Source organism: Streptomyces kunmingensis (genome assembly GCF_039533535.1).
Lineage (GTDB): Bacteria > Actinomycetota > Actinomycetes > Streptomycetales > Streptomycetaceae > Streptomyces > Streptomyces kunmingensis.
Genome location: NZ_BAAATS010000057.1, coordinates 110,290 through 133,209, shown reverse-complemented (window position 1 = coordinate 133,209; position 22,920 = coordinate 110,290). Strand labels below are relative to the sequence as shown.

At 70.8% G+C, this 22,920-nt stretch carries 17 protein-coding genes and 1 tRNA gene; 11 read left to right on the top strand and 7 right to left on the bottom strand.

Features of this window, described 5'->3' with window-relative positions:
- The coding region (locus tag ABD366_RS41150) for a DEAD/DEAH box helicase (RefSeq protein ID WP_344443503.1) at nucleotides 1–2,497 on the bottom strand (2,497 nt) is incomplete at its 3' end.
- A gap of 82 nt (nucleotides 2,498–2,579) precedes the next feature.
- Here ABD366_RS41150 and bldG point away from each other — a divergent pair.
- From bldG to ABD366_RS41120, 6 genes are all read left to right on the top strand, one after another.
- The gene (gene bldG / locus ABD366_RS41145; protein ID WP_003975386.1) at nucleotides 2,580–2,921 is read left to right on the top strand and encodes an anti-sigma factor antagonist BldG; all 342 of its coding nucleotides are present in this window, start codon (nucleotides 2,580–2,582) and stop codon (nucleotides 2,919–2,921) included.
- Between the two features lie 101 nt (nucleotides 2,922–3,022).
- Nucleotides 3,023–3,454: an ATP-binding protein gene (locus ABD366_RS41140; RefSeq protein ID WP_324775368.1), complete on the top strand. Its 432-nt coding sequence runs from the start codon at nucleotides 3,023–3,025 to the stop codon at nucleotides 3,452–3,454.
- A gap of 375 nt (nucleotides 3,455–3,829) precedes the next feature.
- Nucleotides 3,830–6,229, top strand: coding sequence for a sodium-translocating pyrophosphatase (locus ABD366_RS41135; RefSeq protein WP_324775366.1), 2,400 nt, complete (start codon nucleotides 3,830–3,832; stop codon nucleotides 6,227–6,229).
- A 298-nt stretch (nucleotides 6,230–6,527) separates the two neighbouring features.
- On the top strand, nucleotides 6,528–7,109 hold the full coding sequence (locus ABD366_RS41130; RefSeq protein ID WP_324775364.1) for a small secreted protein: 582 nt from the start codon (nucleotides 6,528–6,530) through the stop codon (nucleotides 7,107–7,109).
- 151 nt (nucleotides 7,110–7,260) lie between these two features.
- Nucleotides 7,261–8,790: a DUF7059 domain-containing protein gene (locus ABD366_RS41125; protein ID WP_324775362.1), complete on the top strand. Its 1,530-nt coding sequence runs from the start codon at nucleotides 7,261–7,263 to the stop codon at nucleotides 8,788–8,790.
- A 156-nt stretch (nucleotides 8,791–8,946) separates the two neighbouring features.
- Nucleotides 8,947–9,144 carry a hypothetical protein gene (locus ABD366_RS41120; protein ID WP_324775360.1) on the top strand — a complete coding sequence of 66 codons (198 nt, stop codon included), beginning with the start codon at nucleotides 8,947–8,949 and terminating at the stop codon, nucleotides 9,142–9,144.
- Nucleotides 9,145–9,305: 161 nt separating this feature from the next.
- Here ABD366_RS41120 and ABD366_RS41115 read toward each other — a convergent pair whose 3' ends face one another.
- The 3 genes from ABD366_RS41115 to ABD366_RS41105 form a co-directional block, all read right to left on the bottom strand.
- Nucleotides 9,306–9,590, bottom strand: coding sequence for a TM2 domain-containing protein (locus tag ABD366_RS41115; RefSeq protein WP_324775358.1), 285 nt, complete (start codon nucleotides 9,588–9,590; stop codon nucleotides 9,306–9,308).
- Between the two features lie 197 nt (nucleotides 9,591–9,787).
- Complete coding sequence (locus ABD366_RS41110; RefSeq protein ID WP_324775382.1) at nucleotides 9,788–10,135, bottom strand: DUF2752 domain-containing protein; 348 nt, start codon at nucleotides 10,133–10,135, stop codon at nucleotides 9,788–9,790.
- Nucleotides 10,136–10,185: 50 nt separating this feature from the next.
- Complete coding sequence (locus ABD366_RS41105; protein WP_324775356.1) at nucleotides 10,186–10,677, bottom strand: TM2 domain-containing protein; 492 nt, start codon at nucleotides 10,675–10,677, stop codon at nucleotides 10,186–10,188.
- A 428-nt stretch (nucleotides 10,678–11,105) separates the two neighbouring features.
- Here ABD366_RS41105 and topA point away from each other — a divergent pair, with 428 nt between their 5' ends.
- Both topA and tmk read left to right on the top strand, forming a co-directional pair.
- Nucleotides 11,106–13,919, top strand: a complete 2,814-nt coding sequence (topA, locus tag ABD366_RS41100) for a type I DNA topoisomerase (protein ID WP_324775354.1) — start codon at nucleotides 11,106–11,108, stop codon at nucleotides 13,917–13,919.
- A gap of 154 nt (nucleotides 13,920–14,073) precedes the next feature.
- Nucleotides 14,074–17,433, top strand: a complete 3,360-nt coding sequence (gene tmk, locus ABD366_RS41095) for a dTMP kinase (RefSeq protein ID WP_324775352.1) — start codon at nucleotides 14,074–14,076, stop codon at nucleotides 17,431–17,433.
- Between the two features lie 54 nt (nucleotides 17,434–17,487).
- Here the strand turns inward: tmk and ABD366_RS41090 are convergent, their stop codons facing one another.
- Nucleotides 17,488–17,952, bottom strand: coding sequence for a GNAT family N-acetyltransferase (locus ABD366_RS41090; protein WP_324775350.1), 465 nt, complete (start codon nucleotides 17,950–17,952; stop codon nucleotides 17,488–17,490).
- 81 nt (nucleotides 17,953–18,033) lie between these two features.
- On the opposite strand from ABD366_RS41090, the gene ABD366_RS41085 reads away from it, so the two are divergent.
- The 3 genes from ABD366_RS41085 (at nucleotide 18,034) to ABD366_RS41075 (ending at nucleotide 21,130) form a co-directional block, all read left to right on the top strand.
- The gene (locus tag ABD366_RS41085; protein WP_324775348.1) at nucleotides 18,034–19,239 is read left to right on the top strand and encodes a DNA polymerase III subunit delta'; all 1,206 of its coding nucleotides are present in this window, start codon (nucleotides 18,034–18,036) and stop codon (nucleotides 19,237–19,239) included.
- Nucleotides 19,240–19,319: 80 nt separating this feature from the next.
- Nucleotides 19,320–20,951: an alpha/beta hydrolase gene (locus ABD366_RS41080; RefSeq protein WP_324775346.1), complete on the top strand. Its 1,632-nt coding sequence runs from the start codon at nucleotides 19,320–19,322 to the stop codon at nucleotides 20,949–20,951.
- Between the two features lie 105 nt (nucleotides 20,952–21,056).
- A tRNA-Thr gene (locus ABD366_RS41075) sits at nucleotides 21,057–21,130 on the top strand.
- 94 nt (nucleotides 21,131–21,224) lie between these two features.
- Here ABD366_RS41075 and ABD366_RS41070 read toward each other — a convergent pair.
- Together ABD366_RS41070 and ABD366_RS41065 are read right to left on the bottom strand one after the other, a co-directional pair.
- The gene (locus ABD366_RS41070) at nucleotides 21,225–22,427 is read right to left on the bottom strand and encodes a tyrosine-type recombinase/integrase (protein ID WP_324775343.1); all 1,203 of its coding nucleotides are present in this window, start codon (nucleotides 22,425–22,427) and stop codon (nucleotides 21,225–21,227) included.
- Nucleotides 22,408–22,899 (bottom strand): helix-turn-helix domain-containing protein, encoded by a 492-nt coding sequence (locus ABD366_RS41065; RefSeq protein WP_324775341.1) that lies wholly within the window; start codon nucleotides 22,897–22,899, stop codon nucleotides 22,408–22,410. The genes ABD366_RS41070 and ABD366_RS41065 overlap by 20 nt, the downstream gene beginning before the upstream one ends.
- Nucleotides 22,900–22,920: the final 21 nt, after the last annotated feature.

The window sequence follows — 22,920 nt, the reverse complement described above, 5'->3', positions numbered from 1 at the left end:
CCGCTCCCGCGGCCTCCGCCGCGTCGGGACCCGCTCCCGCCGCCTCCGCCGCCTCCGCCCCCTTGAGCAGGACCGAAAGCAGCCGGACCGCACCTCGTTTGTGCAGGGGGTCGTTGCCGTTGCCGCACTTGGGGGACTGGATGCAGGAGGGGCAGCCGGCTTCGCATTCGCAGGAGGCGATGGCAGCGCGGGTGGCGGTCAGCCACTCCTGGGCGGTGTGGAAGGCGCGTTCGGCGAAGCCCGCCCCGCCGGGGTGGCCGTCGTAGACGAAGACCGTGGGGAGCAGCGTGTCCGGGTGGAGGGGGATCGAGACGCCGCCGATGTCCCAGCGGTCGCACGTGGCGAAGAGGGGGAGCATGCCGATGGAGGCGTGTTCGGCGGCGTGCAGGGCGCCGCCGAGGATCTCGGGGTTGATGCGGGCGGCGTCGAGCTGGTCCTCGGTGACCGTCCACCACACGGCGCGGGTGCGCAGCGTACGAGGAGGGAGGTCGAGCTTGGTCTCGCCGAGGACCTCGCCGGTGATGAGGCGGCGGCGGAGGTAGCCGACGACCTGGTTGGTGACCTCGACCGAGCCGTAGCACAACCGGCCCTCGCCCCAGGGGACTTCGACGTCCGTCTCCAGGATGGAGATGGCCGTGGTGTCGCGGGCGGTGGTGGAGTAGGTGGGGTTGCCGGGTTCGACGAGGGCGACGTCGTCGTCGAGGTCGAGGTGGGTCACCACGTACGTGCGGCCCTGGTGGAGGTGGACCGCGCCGTCGTGGACGGTCGTGTGGGCGGAGGCGGCGTCGACCGTGCCGAGGAGCCGGCCCGTGGCTGCCTCGACGATCTGGACGGGGTTGCCGCCCTCGCCGCGGATGTCGGCCAGGTCGGCGGCGGACTCGCGACGCGTCCAGTGCCAGGCCTTCACCCGGCGGCGGAGCAGTTTCGCCGCTTCGAGCTGCGGGAGGAGTTCCGTCGTCGTCGGACCGAACAGCTCCACGTCGGGCTCGGTCAGCGGGAGTTCGGCCGCGGCGGCGCACAGGTGCGGGGCGAGGACGTACGGGTTGTCGGGGTCCAGGACCGTCGACTCGACCGGCTGGTCGAAGAGGGCTTCGGGGTGGTGGACCAGGTAGGTGTCCAGGGGGTCGTCGCGGGCCACGAGGACGGCGAGAGCGCCCTGGCCCGAGCGCCCGGCGCGGCCCGCCTGCTGCCACAGGGAGGCGCGGGTGCCCGGGTAGCCGGCGATGACGACGGCGTCCAGGCCGGAGACGTCGATGCCGAGTTCGAGGGCGGTGGTGGCGGCGAGGCCGAGGAGCTCGCCGGAGTGCAGGGCGGCTTCGAGGGCGCGGCGTTCCTCCGACAGGTAGCCGCCACGGTAGGCGGCCACGCGGCGGACCAGGGAGCGGTCGATCTCGGCGAGGCGCTCCTGGGCGATGACCGAGATCAGTTCGGCGCCGCGGCGGGACCGTACGAACGCGACCGAGCGGACGCCCTGCACGGTCAGGTCGGTGAGCAGGTCCGCGGTCTCGGCGGTGGCGGTGCGGCGGACCGGGGCGCCCTTCTCGCCCTGCATCTCGGTGAGAGGAGGCTCCCAGAGGGCGAAGACGAGCTCGCCGCGGGGCGAGGCGTCGTCGGCGACCTCGACGACCGGCAGACCCGTCAGACGGCCCGCTGCGACCGCCGGCTCGGCCGCCGTGGCCGAGGCGAGGAGGAAGACCGGGGAGGAGCCGTAGCGGGCACACAGGCGGCGCAGGCGGCGCAGCACCTGGGCGACGTGCGATCCGAAGACGCCGCGGTATGTGTGGCACTCGTCGATGACGACGTACTTCAGGGCTTTCAGGAAGGAGGACCAGCGCGGGTGCGAGGGCAATATGCCGCGGTGCAGCATGTCGGGGTTGGTGAGGACGTAGTTGGCGTACTGCCGTACCCACTCGCGTTCTTCGAACGGGGTGTCGCCGTCGTAGACCGCGGGACGGATCGACGTGCCGAGCGGTTGTGAAAGTTCCTTCACCGATCGGCACTGGTCCGCGGCGAGCGCCTTGGTCGGGGAGAGGTACAGGGCGGTCGCGCCGCGCCCGTTCGGCGCCTCGGATCCTTCGAGGAGCTTCGAGAGGACCGGGACCAGGTAGGCGAGGGACTTGCCGGAGGCCGTGCCGGTGGCGACGATCACCGACTCGCCGTCCAGGGCGTGCTCCGCCGCACGGGCCTGGTGTGCCCACGGGTGTTCGATTCCCGCTTCCTGTACGGCCGCGATGACCTCGGATCTAATCCGATCCGGCCAGACTGCATGACGACCGGGGCGAGGGGGCAAGTGCTCCGTATGAGTGATGCGCGCAGCCCTGTTCGGACCCGAGGCGAGCCGCTCCAGAACCGCCCCGGGAGAGGGGCGGGAGGCAGCGGACGACAGGGGTCGATCGGGTCGGTGTTTCTTGGCCATCGGCACCGAGTGTGTCACTGGCGTGACGGACAATGCCTCCAAGGCGTCGTGCACGCCTGCCGGTAAGTGATTGAATGCCATCGCGGCTGGCGAACCGTCCCGGGGGATCAAGCCGAGGTATCCCCGAGGGGCGACCGCTCGATAGCAAGGTGCTGGAGGATCCGTGGACCTGTCCCTGTCGACCCGTACCGTCGGCGATCGTACGGTCGTCGAGGTCGGTGGCGAAATCGATGTATATACCGCGCCCAAGCTGCGCGAGCAGCTGGTCGAGCTGGTGAACGACGGCAGTTTCCACCTTGTCGTCGACATGGAGGGCGTGGACTTCCTCGACTCCACCGGGCTCGGCGTGCTGGTCGGCGGCCTGAAGCGGGTGCGTGCCCATGAGGGCTCGCTGCGCCTGGTCTGCAACCAGGAGCGCATTCTCAAGATCTTCAGGATCACGGGCCTGACCAAGGTGTTCCCCATTCACACCTCGGTCGAGGAAGCCGTCGCGGCGACCGACTGATCGACTTCGATCAGGCCGATCCGGTAGATCGCTTGATGGCGGGGATCGGGCCTTGGCCGGCCCGGTCCCCGAGAGCACGCCCGTACGTCCGAGGGGGATGCATGGCCACCGTCGAACTCCGCTTCAGCCCTCTGCCCGAGCACGTCAGGACGGCCCGCCTCGTGGCGGCCGCGGTGGCGCGCAGGGCGGGCGTGGACGAGGCGGTCCTCGACGAGGTCAGGCTCGCCGTCGGCGAGGCGTGCACCCGCGCCGTGGGGCTGCACCAGAGCAGTGACATCGCGGCGCCGGTCCGGGTGGCGCTGATCGAGGAGGAGAAGCAGTTCTCCATCGAGGTCGGTGACGAGGCTCCCCGTACGGTGGCCGATCCCGGTGCACCCGGCTCCGGTGGCGGCGAGGAGCTCGAGGCGGAGGGCGAGGACGAGATGGGTCTCGCCGTCATCAGTGGCCTCGTGGACGACGTAGAGGTCACCGCCGACGAGTCCGGAGGTCTCATTCGGATGACTTGGCCGACCACGCCGTTGACGCTCCCGTAGTTTCCCCCAGCGCTTCGCGCTGATCTTCGTAGAGGTGCCGGTCACGTTGCCGTAGAGGTTCCGTACCCGCCCTCGCAGAGGTCCCCTTCACGTCTTCGTAGAGGTCCGTTCGTCCCCGTGGCGAACCGGGCCTCTTCTGTTTTTCCGGAATTTTCCCCTCGCTAATTCCTAGATCAGGGATCTTCGATAATGCCTTGAGGGCGTTATCAAATTTCCCCCTGACGTGGCCTGACCGGTGTCCGTCGATCATTTGACGGGTAGCAGACCGGGTGGCAGAAGAAGAACATCAACGTTTGCCGCGCACTGTTTTGATCAGGTTCCGCTCCCTACAATCCGTCCACATCTTGAGCTCAGCCCAAGCGTCAAGGAGGACGAATGGCGGAGCCCTCTACCTTCGCAGCCGCAGTCCTGACGGACGACAACCGTCTGATCGTGATCATCATCGCCGTCGTCGCGCTCGCGGCGCTCGCCGTGGCCGGAGTCCTGGTGCGCCAGGTGCTCGCGGCCGGTGAGGGAACGGATTCCATGAAGAAGATCGCGGCCGCGGTCCAGCAAGGCGCAAAAGCCTATCTGGGCCGACAGTTGCGCACCCTCGGCATTTTCGCCGTCGTGGTGTTCTTCCTGCTCATGCTGCTTCCGGCGGACGACTGGAATCAGCGCGCGGGGCGTTCGATCTTCTTCTTGATCGGCGCCGGATTCTCGGCGACCACCGGCTATATCGGAATGTGGCTCGCGGTGCGCAGCAATGTGCGTGTCGCCGCCGCGGCCCGGGAAGCAACGCCGGCGGAAGGCGAGCCGGAAAAGGATCTCACCGCCGTCTCGCACAAAGCCATGAAGATCGCTTTCCGCACGGGCGGCGTCGTCGGCATGTTCACGGTGGGGCTCGGTCTGCTCGGCGCCTCGTGTGTCGTGCTCGTCTACGCGGCCGACGCGCCCAAGGTCCTCGAGGGATTCGGGCTCGGCGCCGCGCTGATCGCGATGTTCATGAGGGTCGGCGGCGGCATCTTCACCAAGGCCGCCGACGTCGGAGCCGACCTGGTCGGCAAGGTCGAACAGGGCATTCCGGAGGACGACCCGCGCAACGCCGCGACGATCGCCGACAACGTGGGCGACAACGTCGGGGACTGCGCGGGCATGGCCGCCGACCTCTTCGAGTCCTACGCCGTCACGCTGGTCGCCGCGCTGATCCTCGGCAAGGCGGCCTTCGGCGACGCCGGACTCGCGTTCCCGCTGATCGTGCCCGCGATCGGCGTCATCACGGCGATGATCGGCATCTTCGCCGTCGCGCCCCGCCGCGCCGACCGCAGCGGGATGAGCGCCATCAACCGCGGATTCTTCATCTCCGCGCTGATCTCGCTCGCCCTGGTGGCCGTGGCCGTCTTCGTGTACCTCCCGGGGAAGTACGCCGACCTGGACGGCGTCACCGACGCGGCGATCCGCGTCAAGGACGGCGACCCGCGGATCCTCGCGGTCGTCGCCGTGGCCATCGGCATCGTGCTCGCCGCACTGATCCAGCAGCTCACCGGCTACTTCACCGAGACGACCCGGCGCCCGGTCAAGGACATCGGCAAGACGTCACTGACCGGACCCGCGACCGTCGTGCTCGCGGGAATCTCCCTCGGCCTCGAATCGGCGGTCTACACGGCGGTGTTGATCGGGCTCGGCGTGTACGGGGCGTTCCTGCTCGGCGGTACGTCGATCATGCTCGCGCTGTTCGCGGTCGCGCTGGCCGGCACCGGGCTGCTCACCACCGTCGGCGTCATCGTGGCGATGGACACCTTCGGGCCGGTCTCCGACAACGCACAGGGCATCGCCGAGATGTCCGGCGACGTACAGGGGGCGGGCGCGCAGGTGCTCACCGACCTGGACGCCGTCGGCAACACGACGAAGGCCATCACCAAGGGCATCGCCATCGCCACGGCTGTGCTCGCGGCCGCAGCGCTGTTCGGCTCGTACCGTGACGCGATCCTCACCGCGGCCAGGGACGTGGGGGAGAAAGTCGGCGACGGCGGGCCGATGAACCTCGTGATGGACATCTCCCAGCCGAACAACCTGGTGGGCCTCATCGCCGGAGCCGCGGTGGTGTTCCTCTTCTCCGGGCTCGCCATCAACGCCGTATCGAGGTCGGCGGGTTCGGTGGTCTACGAGGTGCGGCGGCAGTTCCGCGAGCACCCCGGGATCATGGACTACACGGAGGAGCCGGAGTACGGGCGCGTCGTCGACATCTGCACCAAGGACGCGCTCAGGGAGCTCGCCACGCCCGGGCTGCTCGCCGTCATGGCGCCGATCGCGATCGGCTTCACGCTCGGCGTCGGCGCGCTGGGCGCCTACCTCGCCGGCGCCATCGGCACCGGCACGCTGATGGCCGTCTTCCTCGCCAACTCGGGCGGTGCCTGGGACAACGCGAAGAAACTCGTCGAGGACGGGCACCACGGCGGCAAGGGCAGCGAGGCCCATGAGGCCACGGTGATCGGTGACACGATCGGGGACCCGTTCAAGGACACCGCGGGGCCCGCGATCAACCCGCTGCTGAAGGTGATGAACCTCGTCGCGCTGCTCATCGCGCCCGCGGTCGTCAAGTTCAGCTACGGGGACGACGCGAGCGTGCCCGTACGGGTCGCGGTCGCCGTCGTCTCGCTCGGCGTCATCATCGGCGCGGTGTACGTCTCCAAGCGGCGCGGCATCGCGGTCGCCGACGACAACGGGAACGGCGACAACGGTTCGGGGCGGGTGCCGAAGCCGGCGGATCCGGCCGTGGCACCGTCCCGTACGTAGCGGCGTATCGAGCGATCGTTTCAGCAGTTGGCCTCAACAGTTGGTCTCAACGGCTGGTCTCAACGGCTGGTCTCAACAGATGGGCGGGCAGCGGCGCTTGACGGGCTGTCCGCCCATTGTTGTGTCCGCTCCCGCGCCACCTGCGCCTTCTGAACTCGTCCGCGATCCGTGCGTACTTCTTCCGTGAGCCTTCTCTCCCTTGGTGCAAATGGCTGCTAAAGGTCAACAAAGCGGTCTTATGGGGCGCCCGAGGTGCGATTGTCGTGTGCCCGGCGTGTAAGTTCCGGGGCCGAGAGCCATGGAAGGGACCGATCCGGTGAACAAGAAGCTTGCCGCCGCACTGTCCGGCGGTGCGGTACTGGTACTGGCCTTGTCGGGCTGCGGTGACGACGGCAACGAGAAGCTGGACTCCTGGGCCAAGCAGGTCTGCGACAAGGTCCAGCCGCAGGCGAAGAAGATCGAGTCTGCCAACGCCGCGATCCAGAAGGAGACGTCCGACAACAGCGCGCCGGCCGTCGTCCAGAAGACGGACTCGAAGGCGTTCCAGGACATGTCCGACGCGTACAAGGCGATCGGTGACGCCGTCGACAAGGCGGGCGCTCCGAATGTCGACGGCGGTGAGAAGAAGCAGCAGGACGCCGTCAAGGAGCTGGACAAGATCTCGACGTCCTACGCCGATCTGCGCAAGCAGGTCGACAAGCTGGACACCGGTGACCAGGCGAAGTTCGCCGAGGGCCTCAAGAACATCGCGGGCGAGCTCGCCAAGCTGAGCCAGTCCGGGAGCGACGCCCTGAAGAACCTGGAGGAGGGCGACGTGGGCAAGGCGATGGCCAAGCAGGAGAGCTGCAAGAGCGCGTCCGCCACGCCGTCGGGCTCCTAGTCCGGACCGGTCCGGTCCTGCCTGAGCAGGCCTCTTTTCCGACGCCCCCCGGCGTTGCGGTTCTGCCGCAGCACCGGGGGCGTCGTCGTTTCCCGTGCCTCGGGCGGGTGCACTACGCCCGCGCGCGGCCGGTCGGCGTCACAATGGAGGCGTGAGTTCTTCCGTTTCCGCCACGCTGCCCGCCGCTGACCGTCACGACGTCGCCGCCTCGCTGCGCGCCGCCCTGCTCGCCGCCGAGTTCACCGCCGACGGGCTGCTCGAACTGCTCGGGGCGCCCGCCTACGCGGCGCTCGCGCGCAGCGAGACCGTGCCCGCCCTGCGCGCCACCCGGGGGGACTCGCCCCTGGAGACGCTCGTGCGGCTCTTCCTGCTGCAACAGCCCGTGCCGCGCGAACGCGTCGCCGGGGTACTGCCCCTCGACGCGTGCCGGGAGAGCGGCTGGCTGCGCGAGATCGGTGACGAGGTGAGCGCGACCGTCGACGTACGCCCGTACGGCGGACCCGACGGCGAGGACTGGTTCATCGTGTCCGACCTGGGCTGTGCGGTCGGCGGCGCCGGCGGCATCGGCAGCCACGACGAGGGCGTCGTGCTCGGCGTCGGCGGGGCGTCCACCACGCTCGCCGGCATCACCGTGCGCACGCCCGTCGCCGCCGCCCTCGACCTCGGCACCGGCTCCGGGATCCAGGCGCTGCACGCGGCGCGGCACGCCACGCAGGTCACCGCGACCGACCTCAACTCCCGCGCCCTGCACATCACCGCGCTCACGCTCGCCCTGTCCGGGGTGCCCGCCGCCGAGCTGCGCGAGGGCTCGCTGTACGAACCCGTGGGCGACGCGACGTACGACCTGATCGTGTCCAATCCGCCCTTCGTCATCTCGCCCGGAGCGCGGCTCACGTACCGCGACGGCGGGATGGGCGGGGACGATCTGTGCCGCTCGCTCGTTCAAGGGGCGGGGGAGCATCTGAACGAGGGGGGATACGCCCAGTTCCTCGCCAACTGGCAGCACGTGGAGGGGGAGGAGTGGACCGAGCGGCTGCGCTCGTGGGTGCCGCGCGGCTGCGACGCCTGGATCGTGCAGCGCGAGGTGCAGGACATCACGCAGTACGCCGAGCTGTGGCTGCGCGACGCCGGTGATCACCGCACGGACCCGGCCGAGTACGCGGCCCGGTACGACGCGTGGCTCGACGAGTTCGAGGCTCGTAAGGTGACGGCCGTCGGCTTCGGGTGGATCACGCTCAGGAAGAGCGCCTCCGCGGCCGAGGAGCCCTCGATCGTCGTCGAGGAGTGGCCGCACCCCGTCGAGCAGCCGCTCGGCTCCACGGTCCGGGCGCACTTCGAGCGGGTCGACTGGCTCCGCACGCACGACGACGCGGCGCTGCTCGAGGCCTCCTTCCTGCTCGCCGGAGAGGTCGTGCAGGAGCAGGTCGGGCTGCCGGGCGCCGAGGACCCCGAGCACGTCGTGCTGCGGCAGGGGCGCGGGATGCGCCGGGCGACGAAGGTGGACACGGTCGGCGCCGGGTTCGCGGGCGTGTGCGACGGGACGCTGAGCGCCGGGCGGATCCTGGACGCCATCGCGCAACTGGTGGGCGAGGAGCAGGTATTGCTCCGCGACCGGACTCCGGCCCAGATCCGTACGCTGATCGAGCAGGGTTTCCTGAAGCCCGCCGGACGCGCCGGATAGGTCTCTTCGCGTCACACCGATCCGCGCCTTGTACCGACCCTCGCCTTGTACCGGCCTTCGCCTGGTGCTGCCCGGGAGTTCACCCGGGGTTCCCCCGCCCGTGTCAGCGTCCGGCCTGGGCGGCGCGAGCCGTCCCGGAGTCGGGGAGGCAAGGCGATGGAGAGTGCACCTGCGGTCTTCGCGGGCACGGTGTTCGCGTTGTTCGGCGTAGGACTTGTGGTGTGGACGGGCGCGCGGACGGTGCACCGGGAGCCGGTGGTGTACGGCGCGCGCCCCGTGGCGTCGGCGGTGGTCGCCGGAGCGGTCGGCCTCGGCTGCCTGGCGCTCGCGGCGTGGTGTTTCGGCCAGACCTGACGTGCACCGGGCTTGACGCTGCCTCACCCGCAGCAGGACATACGGCGACGCCCGCCTCCGGAGTGATCCGGGGCGGGCGTCGGCGCGTACAGAAACGTACGAGCACGTACAGAAACGTACGACTCCGTACGGGAACGTACGTGAACGTTCGGCGCAGGGCGTCAGCGCAGGACGCGGCCCTGGGCGTCCGTACGGTCGTTGCTCGTGAGGAACAGGATGCCGTCGATGAAGCCCCACAGGCCACCGGCGCCACAGGTCAGGACGGAGACGACGAGCTGCCAGACGCCGATCTTGGTGTCGCCCACGTAGAAGCGCCCGATGCCGAACGAGCCGAGGAAGATGCCGAGCAGACCGGCGACCATCTTCTGCTTGTCGGAGTACGGGCGGCCCTGCGGGTCGACGCCGAACGGGGCCTCGGGCGTGGCGCCGGGGAAGGGCTGGGACATGGGAGTTGCTCCTAGGGACGGAAAAACCGGCGCGACGACGCGAGCCGGTGAGCGGAAGAATCCGAGGGCGACGCACCGGTGGGGACACGGCGTGGCCTCGGGACAACGAAGCGTAGAGGGGGATACCCGGGTGGCATGGTCCTGGGGCACCGATCGTGGCAAGTTCGTGACCTTGCGCGCAGGATGGTGACGTCGCGTCAGATCACGTTGCGCAGCACGGACCACACCACGGCGACGCCGAGCAGGCCGAGTTGGACGCGGGTGTTCGGGACGGGCCGCCACCGGCGCCCCCGCAGCCCTTCGTACAGCCAACACCCCAGCAGATAAAGGACGAACGGGGTAGCGGCCAGCAGCAGCGCGTTGTCGTGCCAGGCGGTGACGAGGTCGCCGTGCAGCACGTCGTACGCCATGCGGGTGCCGCCGCAGCCGGGGCAGAGCAGCCCGGTGAGCGCGCGGAACGGGCAGCCCGGCAGCCAGTGTCCGGGCTCGTGCGGGTCGGTGCCGTAGAGGTACGCGGCCCCGGCGGCCCCGGCGGCGAGCACCATGAGAGGTGCCGCGGCCGGGGCGCGGGGTGCGGTACGCGAAGAGGCCGCCACTATGAACGGAGGATGCGGCCCTGCGCGTCGGTCGTGTTGCTGCCGGCGAGCATGACGATGCCGTCGATGAAGCCCCACATACCGCCGATGCCGCAGGTCAGCACGCCGACGAGGAGCTGGCCGACGGCCAGTCCCGTGTGGCCGGTGTAGAAGCGGCCGACGCCGAACGTGCCCAGGAAGATGCCGAGCAGACCGGCCGTCATCTTGGACTTGTCCGAGTACGGGCGGCCGTAGGGGTCGTAGCCGTACGGCGCCATCGGGTCGTAGGCGACGGGCATGCCCGGCTGGGGCTGGGGCGGGTAGCCGCCGCCGGCCGGCGCGGAGCCCGGGTAGGGGTAGCCGTAGTTGGGCTGACCGCCCTGCGGCGGCTGGCCGGGCTGGCCCGGAGCGGCGCCGTATCCGGGCTGCGCGCCCTGCTGCGGGTAGCCGTACGGGTTCGCGCCCGGCTGCTCCTGCGGGGGCTGCTGGCCGTAGGGATTGCTGTCGGACATGGGGATGCTCCTGGGTCGGGATGCCGGTGGGGACGGACCGGGGCTTCCCTCGGGCTCCCCCAGCCTCCCGTCATCTTGTCAGGGCCAGATAAGGGAGTGGAGTGAGGGAGCACGGATAGAAGCGCAATGGAAACGCTCGTGACAGGAACGTGCCAGTCCGTGGTACGCACAGTGATCCCGTGACTACCCGGAGGCGATGCCTCCGCTCGTCGGAGGTGAGGCGTCCGCTCCCTGGAGGTGAGGCGTCCGCTCCCCGGTCCGGGGGCAGGATCACGAGGAGTCGGGTTACCGTTCCGAGTGGCTGCTGCGTGCTTTTCCCGTTTGACACACCGGCGGGAGGTACCGTCACACTCCGCAGCAGTGCTGTTGCTACCGACGGGACACCGTCACAAAACGGCCCCAACCGCCGACCGGAGAGAAGAGCGAAGTTGTCCCCGACCAGCGAGACCGCACAGGGCGGCCGCCGACTCGTCATCGTCGAGTCGCCCGCCAAGGCGAAGACGATCAAGGGCTATCTCGGCCCTGGGTACGTCGTCGAAGCGAGCGTCGGGCACATCCGCGACCTCCCCAGCGGCGCGGCCGAAGTTCCCGAGAAGTACACCGGTGAGGTACGCCGCCTCGGAGTGGACGTCGAACACGACTTCCAGCCGATCTACGTCGTCAACGCCGACAAGAAGGCGCAGGTCAAGAAGCTCAAGGACCTGCTGAAGGATTCCACCGAACTCTTCCTCGCCACCGATGAGGACCGCGAGGGCGAGGCCATCGCGTGGCACCTCCTTGAGGTCCTGAAGCCCAAGGTTCCCGTCCACCGGATGGTTTTCCACGAGATCACCAAGGACGCGATCCGCAGCGCCGTCGCCAACCCGCGCGAGCTCAACAAGCGCATGGTCGACGCCCAGGAGACCCGCCGCATCCTCGACCGTCTCTACGGCTACGAGGTCTCGCCGGTCCTGTGGAAGAAGGTCATGCCGAAGCTGTCGGCGGGCCGCGTCCAGTCCGTGGCCACCCGCCTCGTCGTCGAGCGGGAGCGCGAGCGCATCGCCTTCCGCTCCGCCGAGTACTGGGACCTGACCGGCACCTTCGCGACCGGCAGGGCCGGGGACCTCTCCGACCCGTCGTCGCTCGTCGCGCGCCTCAGCGCGGTCGACGGCAAGCGCATCGCGCAGGGCCGCGACTTCGACTCGCTCGGCCAGATCAAGGGCGGGAACTCGGCGAACACGCTGCACCTGGACGAGGCCAATGCCCGCGCGCTGGCCGCCGCCCTGGCGGACACGCGGTTCGCCGTGCGCTCCGTCGAGTCCAAGCCGTACCGCCGCTCGCCGTACGCCCCCTTCCGTACGACGACGATGCAGCAGGAGGCCTCGCGCAAGCTCGGCTTCGGTGCGAAGGCGACCATGCAGGTGGCGCAGAAGCTGTACGAGAACGGCTTCATCACCTATATGCGTACGGACTCCACCACCCTGTCGGACACGGCCGTCTCGGCGGCTCGTGCGCAGGTCACGCAGTTGTACGGCGCCGACTACCTCCCCGACAAGCCGCGCACGTACGCCGGCAAGGTGAAGAACGCGCAGGAGGCGCACGAGGCGATCCGCCCCTCCGGCGACCGCTTCCGTACGCCTGCCGAGACCGGTCTGAGCGGCGACCAGTTCAAGCTGTACGAGCTGATCTGGAAGCGCACCGTCGCCTCCCAGATGAAGGACGCCGTCGGCAACTCGGTCACCGTGAAGATCGCCGGCCGGTCCTCCGACGGCCGCGACGCCGAGTTCAGCGCGTCCGGCAAGACGATCACCTTCCACGGCTTCCTCAAGGCCTACGTCGAGGGCGCGGACGACCCGAACGCGGAGCTGGACGACCGCGAGCGCCGTCTTCCGCAGGTCTCCGAGGGCGACCCGCTGACCGCCGAGGAGCTCTCGGTCGACGGCCACGCGACCAAGCCCCCGGCCCGGTACACCGAGGCCTCGCTGGTCAAGGAGCTGGAGGATCGCGAGATCGGCCGTCCGTCGACGTACGCGTCGATCCTCGGCACGATCCTCGACCGGGGCTACGTCTTCAAGAAGGGGACCGCGCTGGTCCCCTCCTTCTTGTCGTTCGCCGTCGTGAACCTGCTGGAGAAGCACTTCGGCCGGCTCGTCGACTACGACTTCACCGCGAAGATGGAGGACGACCTCGACCGCATCGCGCGGGGCGAGGCGCAGTCCGTGCCGTGGCTGCGGCGCTTCTACTTCGGCGGTGAGGGCTCGGGCGACGCCAGCGCGGCCGACGCGGGCAACGGGGACGGCGACCACCTCGGCGGCCTCAAGGAGCTCGTGACGGACCTGGGCGCGATCGACGCCCGCGAGGTCTCGTCCTTCCCGGTCGGCAACGACATCGTGCTCCGTGTCGGGCGTTACGGCCCCTACATCGAGCGCGGCGAGCGCGACTCCGAGAACCACCAGCGCGCCGACGTCCCCGAGGACATCGCCCCCGACGAGCTGTCGGTGGAGTACGCGGAGGAACTGCTCGCCAAGCCGAGCGGCGACTTCGAGCTGGGCACGGACCCGGCCAGCGGCCACCAGATCATCGCCAAGGACGGGCGCTACGGTCCGTATGTCACCGAGGTGCTCCCCGAGGGCACCCCGAAGACCGGCAAGAACGCGGTGAAGCCGCGGACCGCCTCGCTCTTCAAGACCATGTCGCTCGACACGGTGACGCTGGAAGACGCCCTGAAGCTGATGTCGCTGCCGCGCGTGGTGGGGGCCGACGCCGAGGGCGTCGAGATCACCGCGCAGAACGGGCGGTACGGGCCGTACCTGAAGAAGGGCACGGACTCGCGGTCCCTGCAGACCGAGGACCAGCTCTTCTCCATCACGCTCGAAGAGGCGCTGGAGATCTACTCCCAGCCCAAGCAGCGTGGGCGCGCGGCCGCCAAGCCGCCGCTGAAGGAGCTCGGCGAGGACCCGGTCAGCAAGAAGCCGGTCGTCGTGAAGGACGGCCGCTTCGGGGCGTACGTCACCGATGGCGAGACGAACGCCACGTTGCGCTCCGGCGACTCCGTGGAGGAGCTCACACCCGAGCGCGGCTTCGAGCTGCTCGCGGAGAAGCGGGCCAAGGGGCCTGCCAAGAAGGCTGCCGCCAAGAAGGCCCCGGCGAAGAAGGCACCCGCCAAGAAGGCCGCTGCCAAGAAGACCGCGGCCAAGACGACCACTACTAAGAAGGCCGTCGCCAAGAAGGCGCCCGCGAAGAAGGCGACTTCGGCCGAGTAGGCGGAGCAGGCCGCGTAGGTCGAGTCGGCCGGGTTCGGCCCGGCGAGCAGTACGCGGCTTATGTGGAGGAGACGCCTCCGGGTTCGGTGCCCGGAGGCGTCCGTTTGTTCGGGTGGGCGCCCGGACTGTCGGTCCGTCCCGATAGGCTGGACGAATGACCCGTGCCGAGCAGCCAACGGCCCCCCACACGGCCCCAGACGACGCCCTGGTAGCGGACTCCAGGGAGCGCGCCGTGCGCGCACTCCTGCGTGAACCTCAGTTGAAGCGACTGTGGTCCGCACAGCTCGTAGGCGGGGTCGGTGATGTACTCGGGCTGCTTGTGCTCGTGGTGCTCGCGCTACAGGCGGCCATCGCACAGGGCTCGTTCGGCGGCGGGTACCGGGGCGTGGCCTTCGCCGTCGCCGCGGTGTTCGGGGCGCGCATCCTCTCGACGCTGCTGTTCGGCGCCGTCCTGCTCGGACCGCTGACCTCGCTGACGACCCCGGGCGGCCCCCTCGACCGGCGCTGGACCATGGTCGGCGCCGACGGACTGCGGGCCGCGCTGCTGATCGTCGCGCCGCTGTGGATCGACTGGACCCCGGACAACGCACCGGCGCTGCTCCTCGTCACCGCCTTCGTCGTCGGTGTCGCCGAGCGGTTCTGGACCGTCGCCAAGGAGAGCGCCGCGCCGGCCCTGCTGCCCGCGCCGCCCCTGGAGGGCGCGGCCGTGCGACCGTTGCCGGACCACATGGACGCACTGCGCCGGCTCTCCCTGCGGACCGGCTTCGTGGCGATCCCGCTGGCCGCCGCCGTACTCGTACTCGTCACGCTGATCCAGAACCTGATCGGCGCGGGCGTCGACTGGTTCGCACAGCACCAGGTCGCGCTGTCGTCGTACGTGAGCGCCGGGCTGTTCGCCGCCTCGCTGTCCGTCGTCTTCTTCCTCGAACTTCCCGGCGCGCAGACCCCGCGCGCGCGGTCGCCGCTCGAAGGACTGCGCCGCCCGAAGACCGGCAGCGGTGTCGACAAGGGCCGTACGGGCGCGATCCCGCTGCTCGTCGTCGCCTGCGCCGCCGTCGCCGCGGCGATCGCGGCCGCCGTCGCCGTGTCCGTGCTGCACGCCAAGGACCTGGGCGGTGGCCCGGTCACGTTCGGGCTGCTCGTCCTCGGTCTGACCGGCGGCACCGTCGTCGGCATCCGCACCGCGCCGACCGTGCTGCCGGCGCTCTCCCGGCGCCGCCTTCTCGCGCTCGTCATCGCGCTCACCGGTATCGCGCTGCTCGCCGCCGGGCTCGTCCCCGACGTGACGACCGTGATCCTCGTCTCCACCCTCGCCGGTGTCACCGCGGGCATCGCCGCGAACACCGGGCACACGCTGCTCGACCAGGAGAGCGAGGAGTACCGGCGGGCCCGCGTCACCGAGCACCTTCAGGCCGTCGTGCGCGTCAGCGTCGCCCTCGGCGCCGTGATCGCGCCGGTCCTCGCCGCGCTCATCGGGCCGCACCGCCTGGAGAACGGCAAGTTCGTGTTCGCGCACGGCGGCGCCGCGTTCACGCTGATGCTCATCGGCGCGTTGCTGCTGCCCGTCGCCGCGCTGGTCCTCGCCAAGGCCGACGACCGCAGCGGCGTACCCCTGCGGCACGACCTGAGGGACGCGCTGCTCGGCGGGAACGACCCGGCCCAGGCCCCGGCCACCACCGGCTTCTTCATCGCCCTGGAGGGCGGCGACGGCGCCGGCAAGTCGACGCAGGCCGAGGCCCTCGCCGAGTGGATCCGCGGCAAGGGCCACGAGGTCGTGCTCACGCGCGAGCCCGGCGCCACACCCGTCGGCAAGCGGCTCCGGTCGATCCTGCTGGACGTCTCGTCGGCCGGCCTCTCGCACCGCGCCGAGGCCCTTCTGTACGCGGCCGACCGCGCCGAGCACGTCGACACCGTCGTACGGCCCGCCCTGGAGCGCGGCGCCATCGTCATCTCCGACCGCTACATCGACTCGTCCGTCGCCTACCAGGGCGCGGGCCGCGATCTGTCGCCGACCGAGGTCGCCCGCATCAACCGGTGGGCCACCGGTGGGCTCGTCCCGCATCTGACGGTCCTGCTCGACGTCGACCCGGAGGCCGCGCGCGAGCGGTTCACCGAGGCGCCGGACCGCCTCGAGTCGGAGCCGGTGGAGTTCCACGCGCGCGTGCGCTCCGGTTTCCTGACGCTGGCCGCCAGCGACCCGGGCCGCTACCTCGTGGTCGACGCGGGCCAGGAGCCGGAGGCCGTGACGACCGTCGTACGCCACCGTCTCGACCTGCTCCTGCCGCTCTCCGAGGCGGAGATCAAGGCGCAGGAGGAGGCCCGCAAGGCCGCCGAGGAAGAGGCGCGGCGCAAGGCGGAGGAAGAGGCCGCGCGCAAGGCCGAGGAGGAGCGGGTCGAGCGCGAGCGTCAGGAGCAGCTCGCCAAGCTCCGCGCCGAGGAGGAGGAGCGCAAGCGCCGCGAGCTGGAGGAGGCGCAGCGCATCGAGGCCGAGCGCCAGGCGGAGGAGGCCAGACAGCGCGCCGAGGAGGCCCGCAAGAAGGCCGAGGCCGAGCAGGCCCGTCTCCTCGCCGAGGAGCAGGCCCGCGCCGTCGAGGAGGAGCGCCGCCGCAAGCAGGCCGAGGAGGAGGCGCGGCTCCGTGCCGAGGCCGAGGAGCGGCGCCTGGAGAAGCAGCGCAAGGCCGAGGAGGCGTTGCTGCGCGCGGAGGAGGCGCGACGGCTCGCGGCCCAGGCCGCGCAGGCGGCGCAGGCCGCCCAGGCGAGCACGTCCGCGACCAGGTCCGCGTCCACCGGGACGGCGAACCTTCGTAAGCCGGAGACGCCTGCGAAGCCCGCCGCGCCTGCTGAGCCGGCGAAGCGTGCCACCCCTGCGACGCCCGCTGAGCCTGCCAAGCGTGCCGCGCAGCCCGTGCCGGACAACGAGACGACGGTGCCGACGCCGATCGTGCGGCCCCAGACGCCGTCCGCGGCCGAGGAGACGGCGGTGCTGCCGCCGGTCCGGGACGCGGGCCGGGACGCGGGACCGGACTCCGGTCAGGCCGTGACTTGGGGCGTGGGCCGGGACTCGGGCAAGGGTCAGGACTCCGGCCGGGACTCAGGCCGGGCCGGTCGGGGCGCGGTTCGGGATGCCGAGGAGACCGCGGTGCTGCCGCCCGTCCGGGACGCGGAGGAGACGGCTCAGCTGCCGAGGCCGCCGGCCGGTGCCGCCGACGAGACCGCGGTGCTTCCGCAGGTCTCCGACGGGGGCGGGGCGGAGGACCGCGTGCCGCCGGGTTACTTCCGTGACGAGCGGACCGCGTCGTCGCCCGCGCAGTCGCAGGACAGCGGCGCCGACCGTACGGCGGAGCTGCCGCAGGTCGACGAGGAGGGCCGGCCGCGCCGTCGCCCCCGCCCCGACTGGGCGGAGGAGACCCCGCTGGACGACCTGCCGACGCTGGCGGACGAACTGCTGGGCGGCCGGGACGAGGACGACGACGACACGGCGGGCGGAGGCCGGAACCGGCGTCGCCGCCGGTGACCCGAGGTCGTCGGGTGGAGGTCGGGCGAAGGGTGGGCGGAGGCCGGGTGCGGTTCAGGCCAGCCTCAGTTCCACCCAGTCGACCGTGTCACCGTCGAGCCGGTACCGGTCGACCTCCACGGTGAACCCGGCCCGCTCCGCGAAGCGCAGCCCCGCCGTGTTCGATGCCAGTACGACGGTCTCGATGTACTCGGCGCCCAGAGCGCGGGCCTTGCCGAGCCCCCGCTCGTACAGGGCCCTGCCGAACCCGCGCCCCCGGTGCTCCGGCAGCACCCGTGAGATGACCGTGGCCACCCCGTCCCGCGGGGCGCGCACGGTGGAGCAGCCGACGAGGACGTCCCCGGCATAGGCGACCTCCAGGACGTTGCGCCCGGCCCGTTCGCGTACGTCGTCGAGGGAGAGGTACGCCGAGTCGACCGGCACGATCGTGTTGTGCACGTGCTGCCAGTCGACGATCAGGGCGTCGTCGGACCGGGTCCCTCTGCGCAGGGTCAGGGTCTCGATACGGAGATCAGTCACCCGCGTAGCCAACCGGGTGCGGGCCGTGTTGTCAGTGGCGCCCGGCACAATGGCGGGAGCTGGAGAAAGGGCGGTATCCCCATGGCCGTATGGGACGACCTGGTCGGTCAGGAGCGCGTGGTCGCGGAGCTGGACGCGGCGGCGCGGGACGCGGACGCCCTGGTGACCGCCGCCGGGGCCGGGACACCGCCGCCCGCCGCGTCGAAGATGACGCACGCCTGGCTGTTCACCGGGCCGCCGGGCGCGGGCCGGGTCACCGCGGCGCGGGCGTTCGCGGCGGCGCTCCAGTGCGTGTCGCCGGACAGAGCGCTCGGCGGAGCCCCGGGTTGCGGGTTCTGCGACGGCTGCCACACCGCCCTGCTCGGCACGCACGCGGACGTCTCCACCATCGCCGCGGTCGGCGCCCAGATCCTCGTCGACGACATGCGTGACACCGTCCGCAAGTCGTACACGTCTCCGGCGACCGGCCGCTGGCAGGTGATCCTCGTCGAGGACGCCGAGCGGCTGAACGAGAAATCGGCGAACGCCGTACTGAAGGCCGTGGAGGAGCCCGCCCCGCGCACGGTGTGGCTGCTGTGCGCGCCCTCGGTCGAGGACGTGCTGCCCACGATCCGCTCCCGCTGCCGGCTGCTGACGCTGAGCACGCCCGCCGTGGACGCCGTCGCCGACATGCTCGTACGGCGCGACGGCATCGAGCCGGCCGTCGCCGCGACCGCCGCCCGCGCCACCCAGGGCCACATCGACCGGGCCCGGCGTCTGGCGACCGACCCCCGCGCGCGGGAGCGCAGAGCCGCGGTGCTGAAGATGCCGCTGCGCGTCGAGGACGTCGGCGGCTGCCTCAAGGCGGCGCAGGAGCTGGTCGACGCGGCGGCGGAGGACTCCAAGCAGCTCGCCGAGGAGGTCGACACCAAGGAGACCGACGAGCTGAAGGCCGCGCTCGGCGCGCAGAGCGGCGGGCGGATGCCGCGCGGCACGGCCGGGGTCATGAAGGACTTGGAGGACAAGCAGAAGCGGCGCCGGACGCGTTCGCAGCGCGACTCCCTCGATCTGGCGCTCACCGAGCTGACGGGCGTCTACCGGGACGTGCTGGCGCTTCAGCTCGGATCCCGGGTGGCGCTCGCCAACACCGACATCCAGGACACGCTGGAGCGGCTGGCGCGGAGCTCGTCGCCGGAGTCGACGCTCAGACGGATCGAGGCGATCGGGGCGTGCCGGGTCGCCCTGGACCGCAATGTCGCCCCGCTGCTGGCGGTCGAGGCGATGACCATGGCGCTGCGGGCGGGATAGAGCACGCCCGCGCCGCCGTTCCAGGCTTCGCCGGAACTACTCAAAGTGACCTGGTCCGCGCGGAGCGTTACTCTCGCCCGATGGACTTCAGGCTCCACCCCTCCACCGCGCGTCGCTCCTCCACCGCACGTCGCTCCTCCACCGCACGTCGCCCCTCGACCGCCGGCCGCCGCACCGCCCTGCTCGCCGCGGCCACCGGGCTGCTGCTGACCGGCATCGCGGCCTGCTCGCCGGCGCGTTCGGACACCGCGGACGTCTCACTCGCCGCGCTGCCCAGCTCCGACGAAACCCGGCTGAGCGCGTACTACGACCAGACCCCGAAGTGGCGCAAGTGCGGTGCGCCCGGGTTCGAGTGCGCCACGCTCAAGGCGCCGCTCGACTACGACAAGCCGTCCGCCGGCGACATCGACCTCGCCGTCTCCCGGAAGAAGGCCACGGGCCCGGGCAAGCACCTCGGCTCGCTCCTGGTCAACCCGGGCGGCCCCGGCGGCTCCGCGATCGGCTACCTCCAGGCGTACGCGGGCATCGGCTACCCGAAGAAGGTCCGCGCCGGCTACGACATGGTCGCCGTCGACCCGCGCGGCGTCGCCCGCAGCGCGCCCGTCACCTGCCTCGAGGGCAAGCAGATGGACACGTACACGCAGACCGACGTGACACCCGACGACGAGCGCGAGCAGAAGCAGCTCTCCGCCGCCTTCGACAGGTTCGCGTCCGGCTGCCAGACGGCCGACCGGGTCTCCCGGCGGGTCCTGCCGCATGTCTCCACCGTGGAGGCGGCCCGCGACATGGACCTGGTGCGCGCCGCCGTCGGCGACGAGAAGCTGAACTACGTCGGGGCGTCCTACGGCACGTTCCTCGGCGCGACGTACGCGGGCCTGTACCCGGAGCGGGTCGGGCGGCTCGTGCTCGACGGGGCGATGGACCCCTCCCTGCCGTCCCGCGAACTGAACCGGCAGCAGACCGCCGGTTTCGAGACCGCGTTCCAGTCGTTCGCGAAGGACTGCGTGGCCCGCTCCGGATGCCCGCTGGGCACCGGCACCCCGAAGCAGGCGGGCCGGCGGCTGAAGTCCTTCTTCAACGAGCTGGACCGCGCCCCCATCGGCGCCGGCGACGCCGACGGCCGCAAACTCGGCGAAGCCCTCGCCACGACCGGCGTGATCGCCGCCATGTACGACGAGGGGGCCTGGCCGCAACTGCGGGAGGCGCTCACGGCGGCCATGACCAAGAAGGACGGCGCGGGCCTGCTCGCCCTCGCCGACAGCTACTACGAGCGCGACGCCGACGGCACGTACACCAACCTGATGGCCGCCAACGCCGCCGTGAACTGCCTCGACCAGCAGCCGTCCTTCACCTCCGCGAAGGAGGTCGAGGACGCGCTGCCCTCCTTCGAGAAGGCGTCCCCGGTCTTCGGCGCGGGCCTGGCCTGGGCCGCGCTGAACTGCGCCTCCTGGCCGGTGAAGCCCACCGGTGAGGCGCACCGCATCACCGCCGACGGCGCCGCCCCCATCGTGGTGGTCGGCACCCTCCGCGACCCGGCCACCCCCTACCCCTGGGCCAAGGCCCTCGCCGGCCAACTCTCCTCTGGCCACCTCCTCACCTACGACGGCGACGGCCACACCGCGTACGGCCGAGGCAGCGACTGCATCGACGCGGCGATCGACACCTACCTGCTCACCGGCACCCCTCCGAAGGACGGAAAGCGCTGCTCGTGACGGGTGGGCCGGGGTGAGCTCAGCCCATAAAAGGGTGGGCGGAGCACCCCGGGGGAGCGTGTAGGATTGGCGACGTTGCTGACGCACTCCGGTGCGCGCGGCGGCGCCGCCTTAGCTCAGATGGCCAGAGCAACGCACTCGTAATGCGTAGGTCTCGGGTTCGAATCCCGAAGGCGGCTCAGCGATGAAACGGCAGGTCACAGGCCGTTCACTCACTGCCCGCCTGGGGAGGTCCCCGAGCGGGCAGTACGCATTTTGTACGCATGATTTCTCCTAGGCCGCTTCCGTGAGGGACGCACGGAGCTTGTCCAGTGCGACGGCACGTCCGGCGTCGAGCCGGTCGGCCACTTCGTCCAGGCGGTCGGGGAACAGGTGGCCGTAGATGTTGAGCGTCATGGCCGCGTCCTTGTGCCCGAGCATCGTCTGTACGACCTTCACGTCGGCGCCGGCCGCGATGGCGAGCGAGGCTGCAGTGTGCCGCAGCTTGTGCGGCGTGATGCCCATGCCCTCGAGGCCCGCCGCCTTCACCGCAGGGTCGAACGTCCTCGAGCGGAAGTTGGCGTAGCGGAGTGGGCCGCCCTCGGGAGCGGTGAAGAGCAGCGCGTCAGCCTTCCGGCCAGAGCCCAGTCCGCCGAGCTCCTCGGCGAACGAGCGGGGGACCGGCACCGAGCGCTTTTCGTGGTTCTTCACCGGCCCCAGGGCGAGGACGCCCGACACGTCGGTGTAGTTCTGCACGATGCGGATGCGGCGCTGGACGACGGCCAGGCGGCCGACCTTCACCGCGGACGCCTCGGCCCAGCGGATGCCGCAGTACCCGAGAGTGAGGATCAGCAGCCGGTACTCGCCCGCGGCATCGGCCAGCTGCTCCAGCTGCTCGAAGGTGAGGTAGACGTGTTCGTCCTCGTCGTCCGGGCGCGGTAGTTCGTGGTCGTGGCAGGGGCTCACAGACACGCGCTTGGAGAACACCGCGTGCTTCATGACCATGGCCATCACTCGGTACGCCTTGATGATGCGGGCCGCGCCGAGGGGCCGGCCAGACTTCCCCGGCTCGTTCTCCAGCCGCGTCACCCACGCGTCTACGTCCTCCCACTGGACGGCCGCGACCTGCCAGTCACCCCAGTACGGGATGACGTAGTTGTCGAGTAGGTCTCGGTAGTCGCGCTTCGTGGTCCGGCCGATCTTTCGCTTGGACGCGAACCACTCCTCGGCCACGACCTTCACGGCTGCCTTACCCGACTTCGGGTCTCGGTAGGAACCCTTGTCGAGCCGGGCCGCAATGGCGTCGCGCTCGGCCTCGGCCTGGGGGAGCTTCCCGAAGGTCTTCGCCTTGCCCTTGCCGTCCGGGCCATACCACCGGACCCGCCAGCGGCCAGGGGTGCGCCGCTTGGAGCCCTCACGCTTTGCCGCCTGCCAGTTCTCCAAGGCCACCCGATAGTCGGCGTGCTCCGCGCGGTCCTCAATCCAGACTCGGGCCATCGTCGCCTGCCTCCAACCTCTGCCGACTCTGCTTCGTGATCCCGACGGGACTGGAGGCGAGGTGGAAGGCCATAAGGCCCCGCTCCCTCTCCTCCTGGTCCTGAACCGTCGAATGTCGCAGGGGCGACATGCTCCGGCCCCACGACCATGCGTCCCGGCCGTCGACTTCCCCAGCGCCGGTGATCTCGGCTACGCCACGAGCGTCATGGGGCAGCAGCAGTGCCAGCGGGCTCACGTCCAGTGCCACGGCGAGCGCCACCAGGTCGTCAACGTCAACACGACGGACGCCGCGTGCCTGGTTGCCGTCGCCGTTCTCAATTTTGTTCAGAGCGTCCGCGCTCAGCGGCCGGCCGTTGTCCTTCAGCGCTGCAGACAGTGCCCGCAGCGTGAGGCCTCGGCCCTCTCGTAGCCGCTTCACGTTCGCGGCGACAGTGCGTCCTGTCGGTCCCACTTCAATGCGTCCTGTCGTCATGATCCGGACGTTATCAGTCGT

What these genes read in the sequence shown, in the direction of transcription:
- ABD366_RS41085 (WP_324775348.1), top strand. Translation starts at nt 18,034, where the DNA reads ATGGCCGTATGGGACGACCTGGTCGGTCAGGAGCGCGTGGTCGCGGAG.
- tmk (WP_324775352.1), top strand. Translation starts at nt 14,074, where the DNA reads ATGACCCGTGCCGAGCAGCCAACGGCCCCCCACACGGCCCCAGACGAC.
- ABD366_RS41130 (WP_324775364.1), top strand. Translation starts at nt 6,528, where the DNA reads ATGGAAGGGACCGATCCGGTGAACAAGAAGCTTGCCGCCGCACTGTCC.
- ABD366_RS41120 (WP_324775360.1), top strand. Translation starts at nt 8,947, where the DNA reads ATGGAGAGTGCACCTGCGGTCTTCGCGGGCACGGTGTTCGCGTTGTTC.
- ABD366_RS41110 (WP_324775382.1), bottom strand. Translation starts at nt 10,135, where the DNA reads ATGGTGCTCGCCGCCGGGGCCGCCGGGGCCGCGTACCTCTACGGCACC.
- ABD366_RS41135 (WP_324775366.1), top strand. Translation starts at nt 3,830, where the DNA reads ATGGCGGAGCCCTCTACCTTCGCAGCCGCAGTCCTGACGGACGACAAC.
- ABD366_RS41115 (WP_324775358.1), bottom strand. Translation starts at nt 9,590, where the DNA reads ATGTCCCAGCCCTTCCCCGGCGCCACGCCCGAGGCCCCGTTCGGCGTC.
- ABD366_RS41105 (WP_324775356.1), bottom strand. Translation starts at nt 10,677, where the DNA reads ATGTCCGACAGCAATCCCTACGGCCAGCAGCCCCCGCAGGAGCAGCCG.
- ABD366_RS41080 (WP_324775346.1), top strand. Translation starts at nt 19,320, where the DNA reads ATGGACTTCAGGCTCCACCCCTCCACCGCGCGTCGCTCCTCCACCGCA.
- ABD366_RS41065 (WP_324775341.1), bottom strand. Translation starts at nt 22,899, where the DNA reads ATGACGACAGGACGCATTGAAGTGGGACCGACAGGACGCACTGTCGCC.
- ABD366_RS41070 (WP_324775343.1), bottom strand. Translation starts at nt 22,427, where the DNA reads ATGGCCCGAGTCTGGATTGAGGACCGCGCGGAGCACGCCGACTATCGG.
- ABD366_RS41140 (WP_324775368.1), top strand. Translation starts at nt 3,023, where the DNA reads ATGGCCACCGTCGAACTCCGCTTCAGCCCTCTGCCCGAGCACGTCAGG.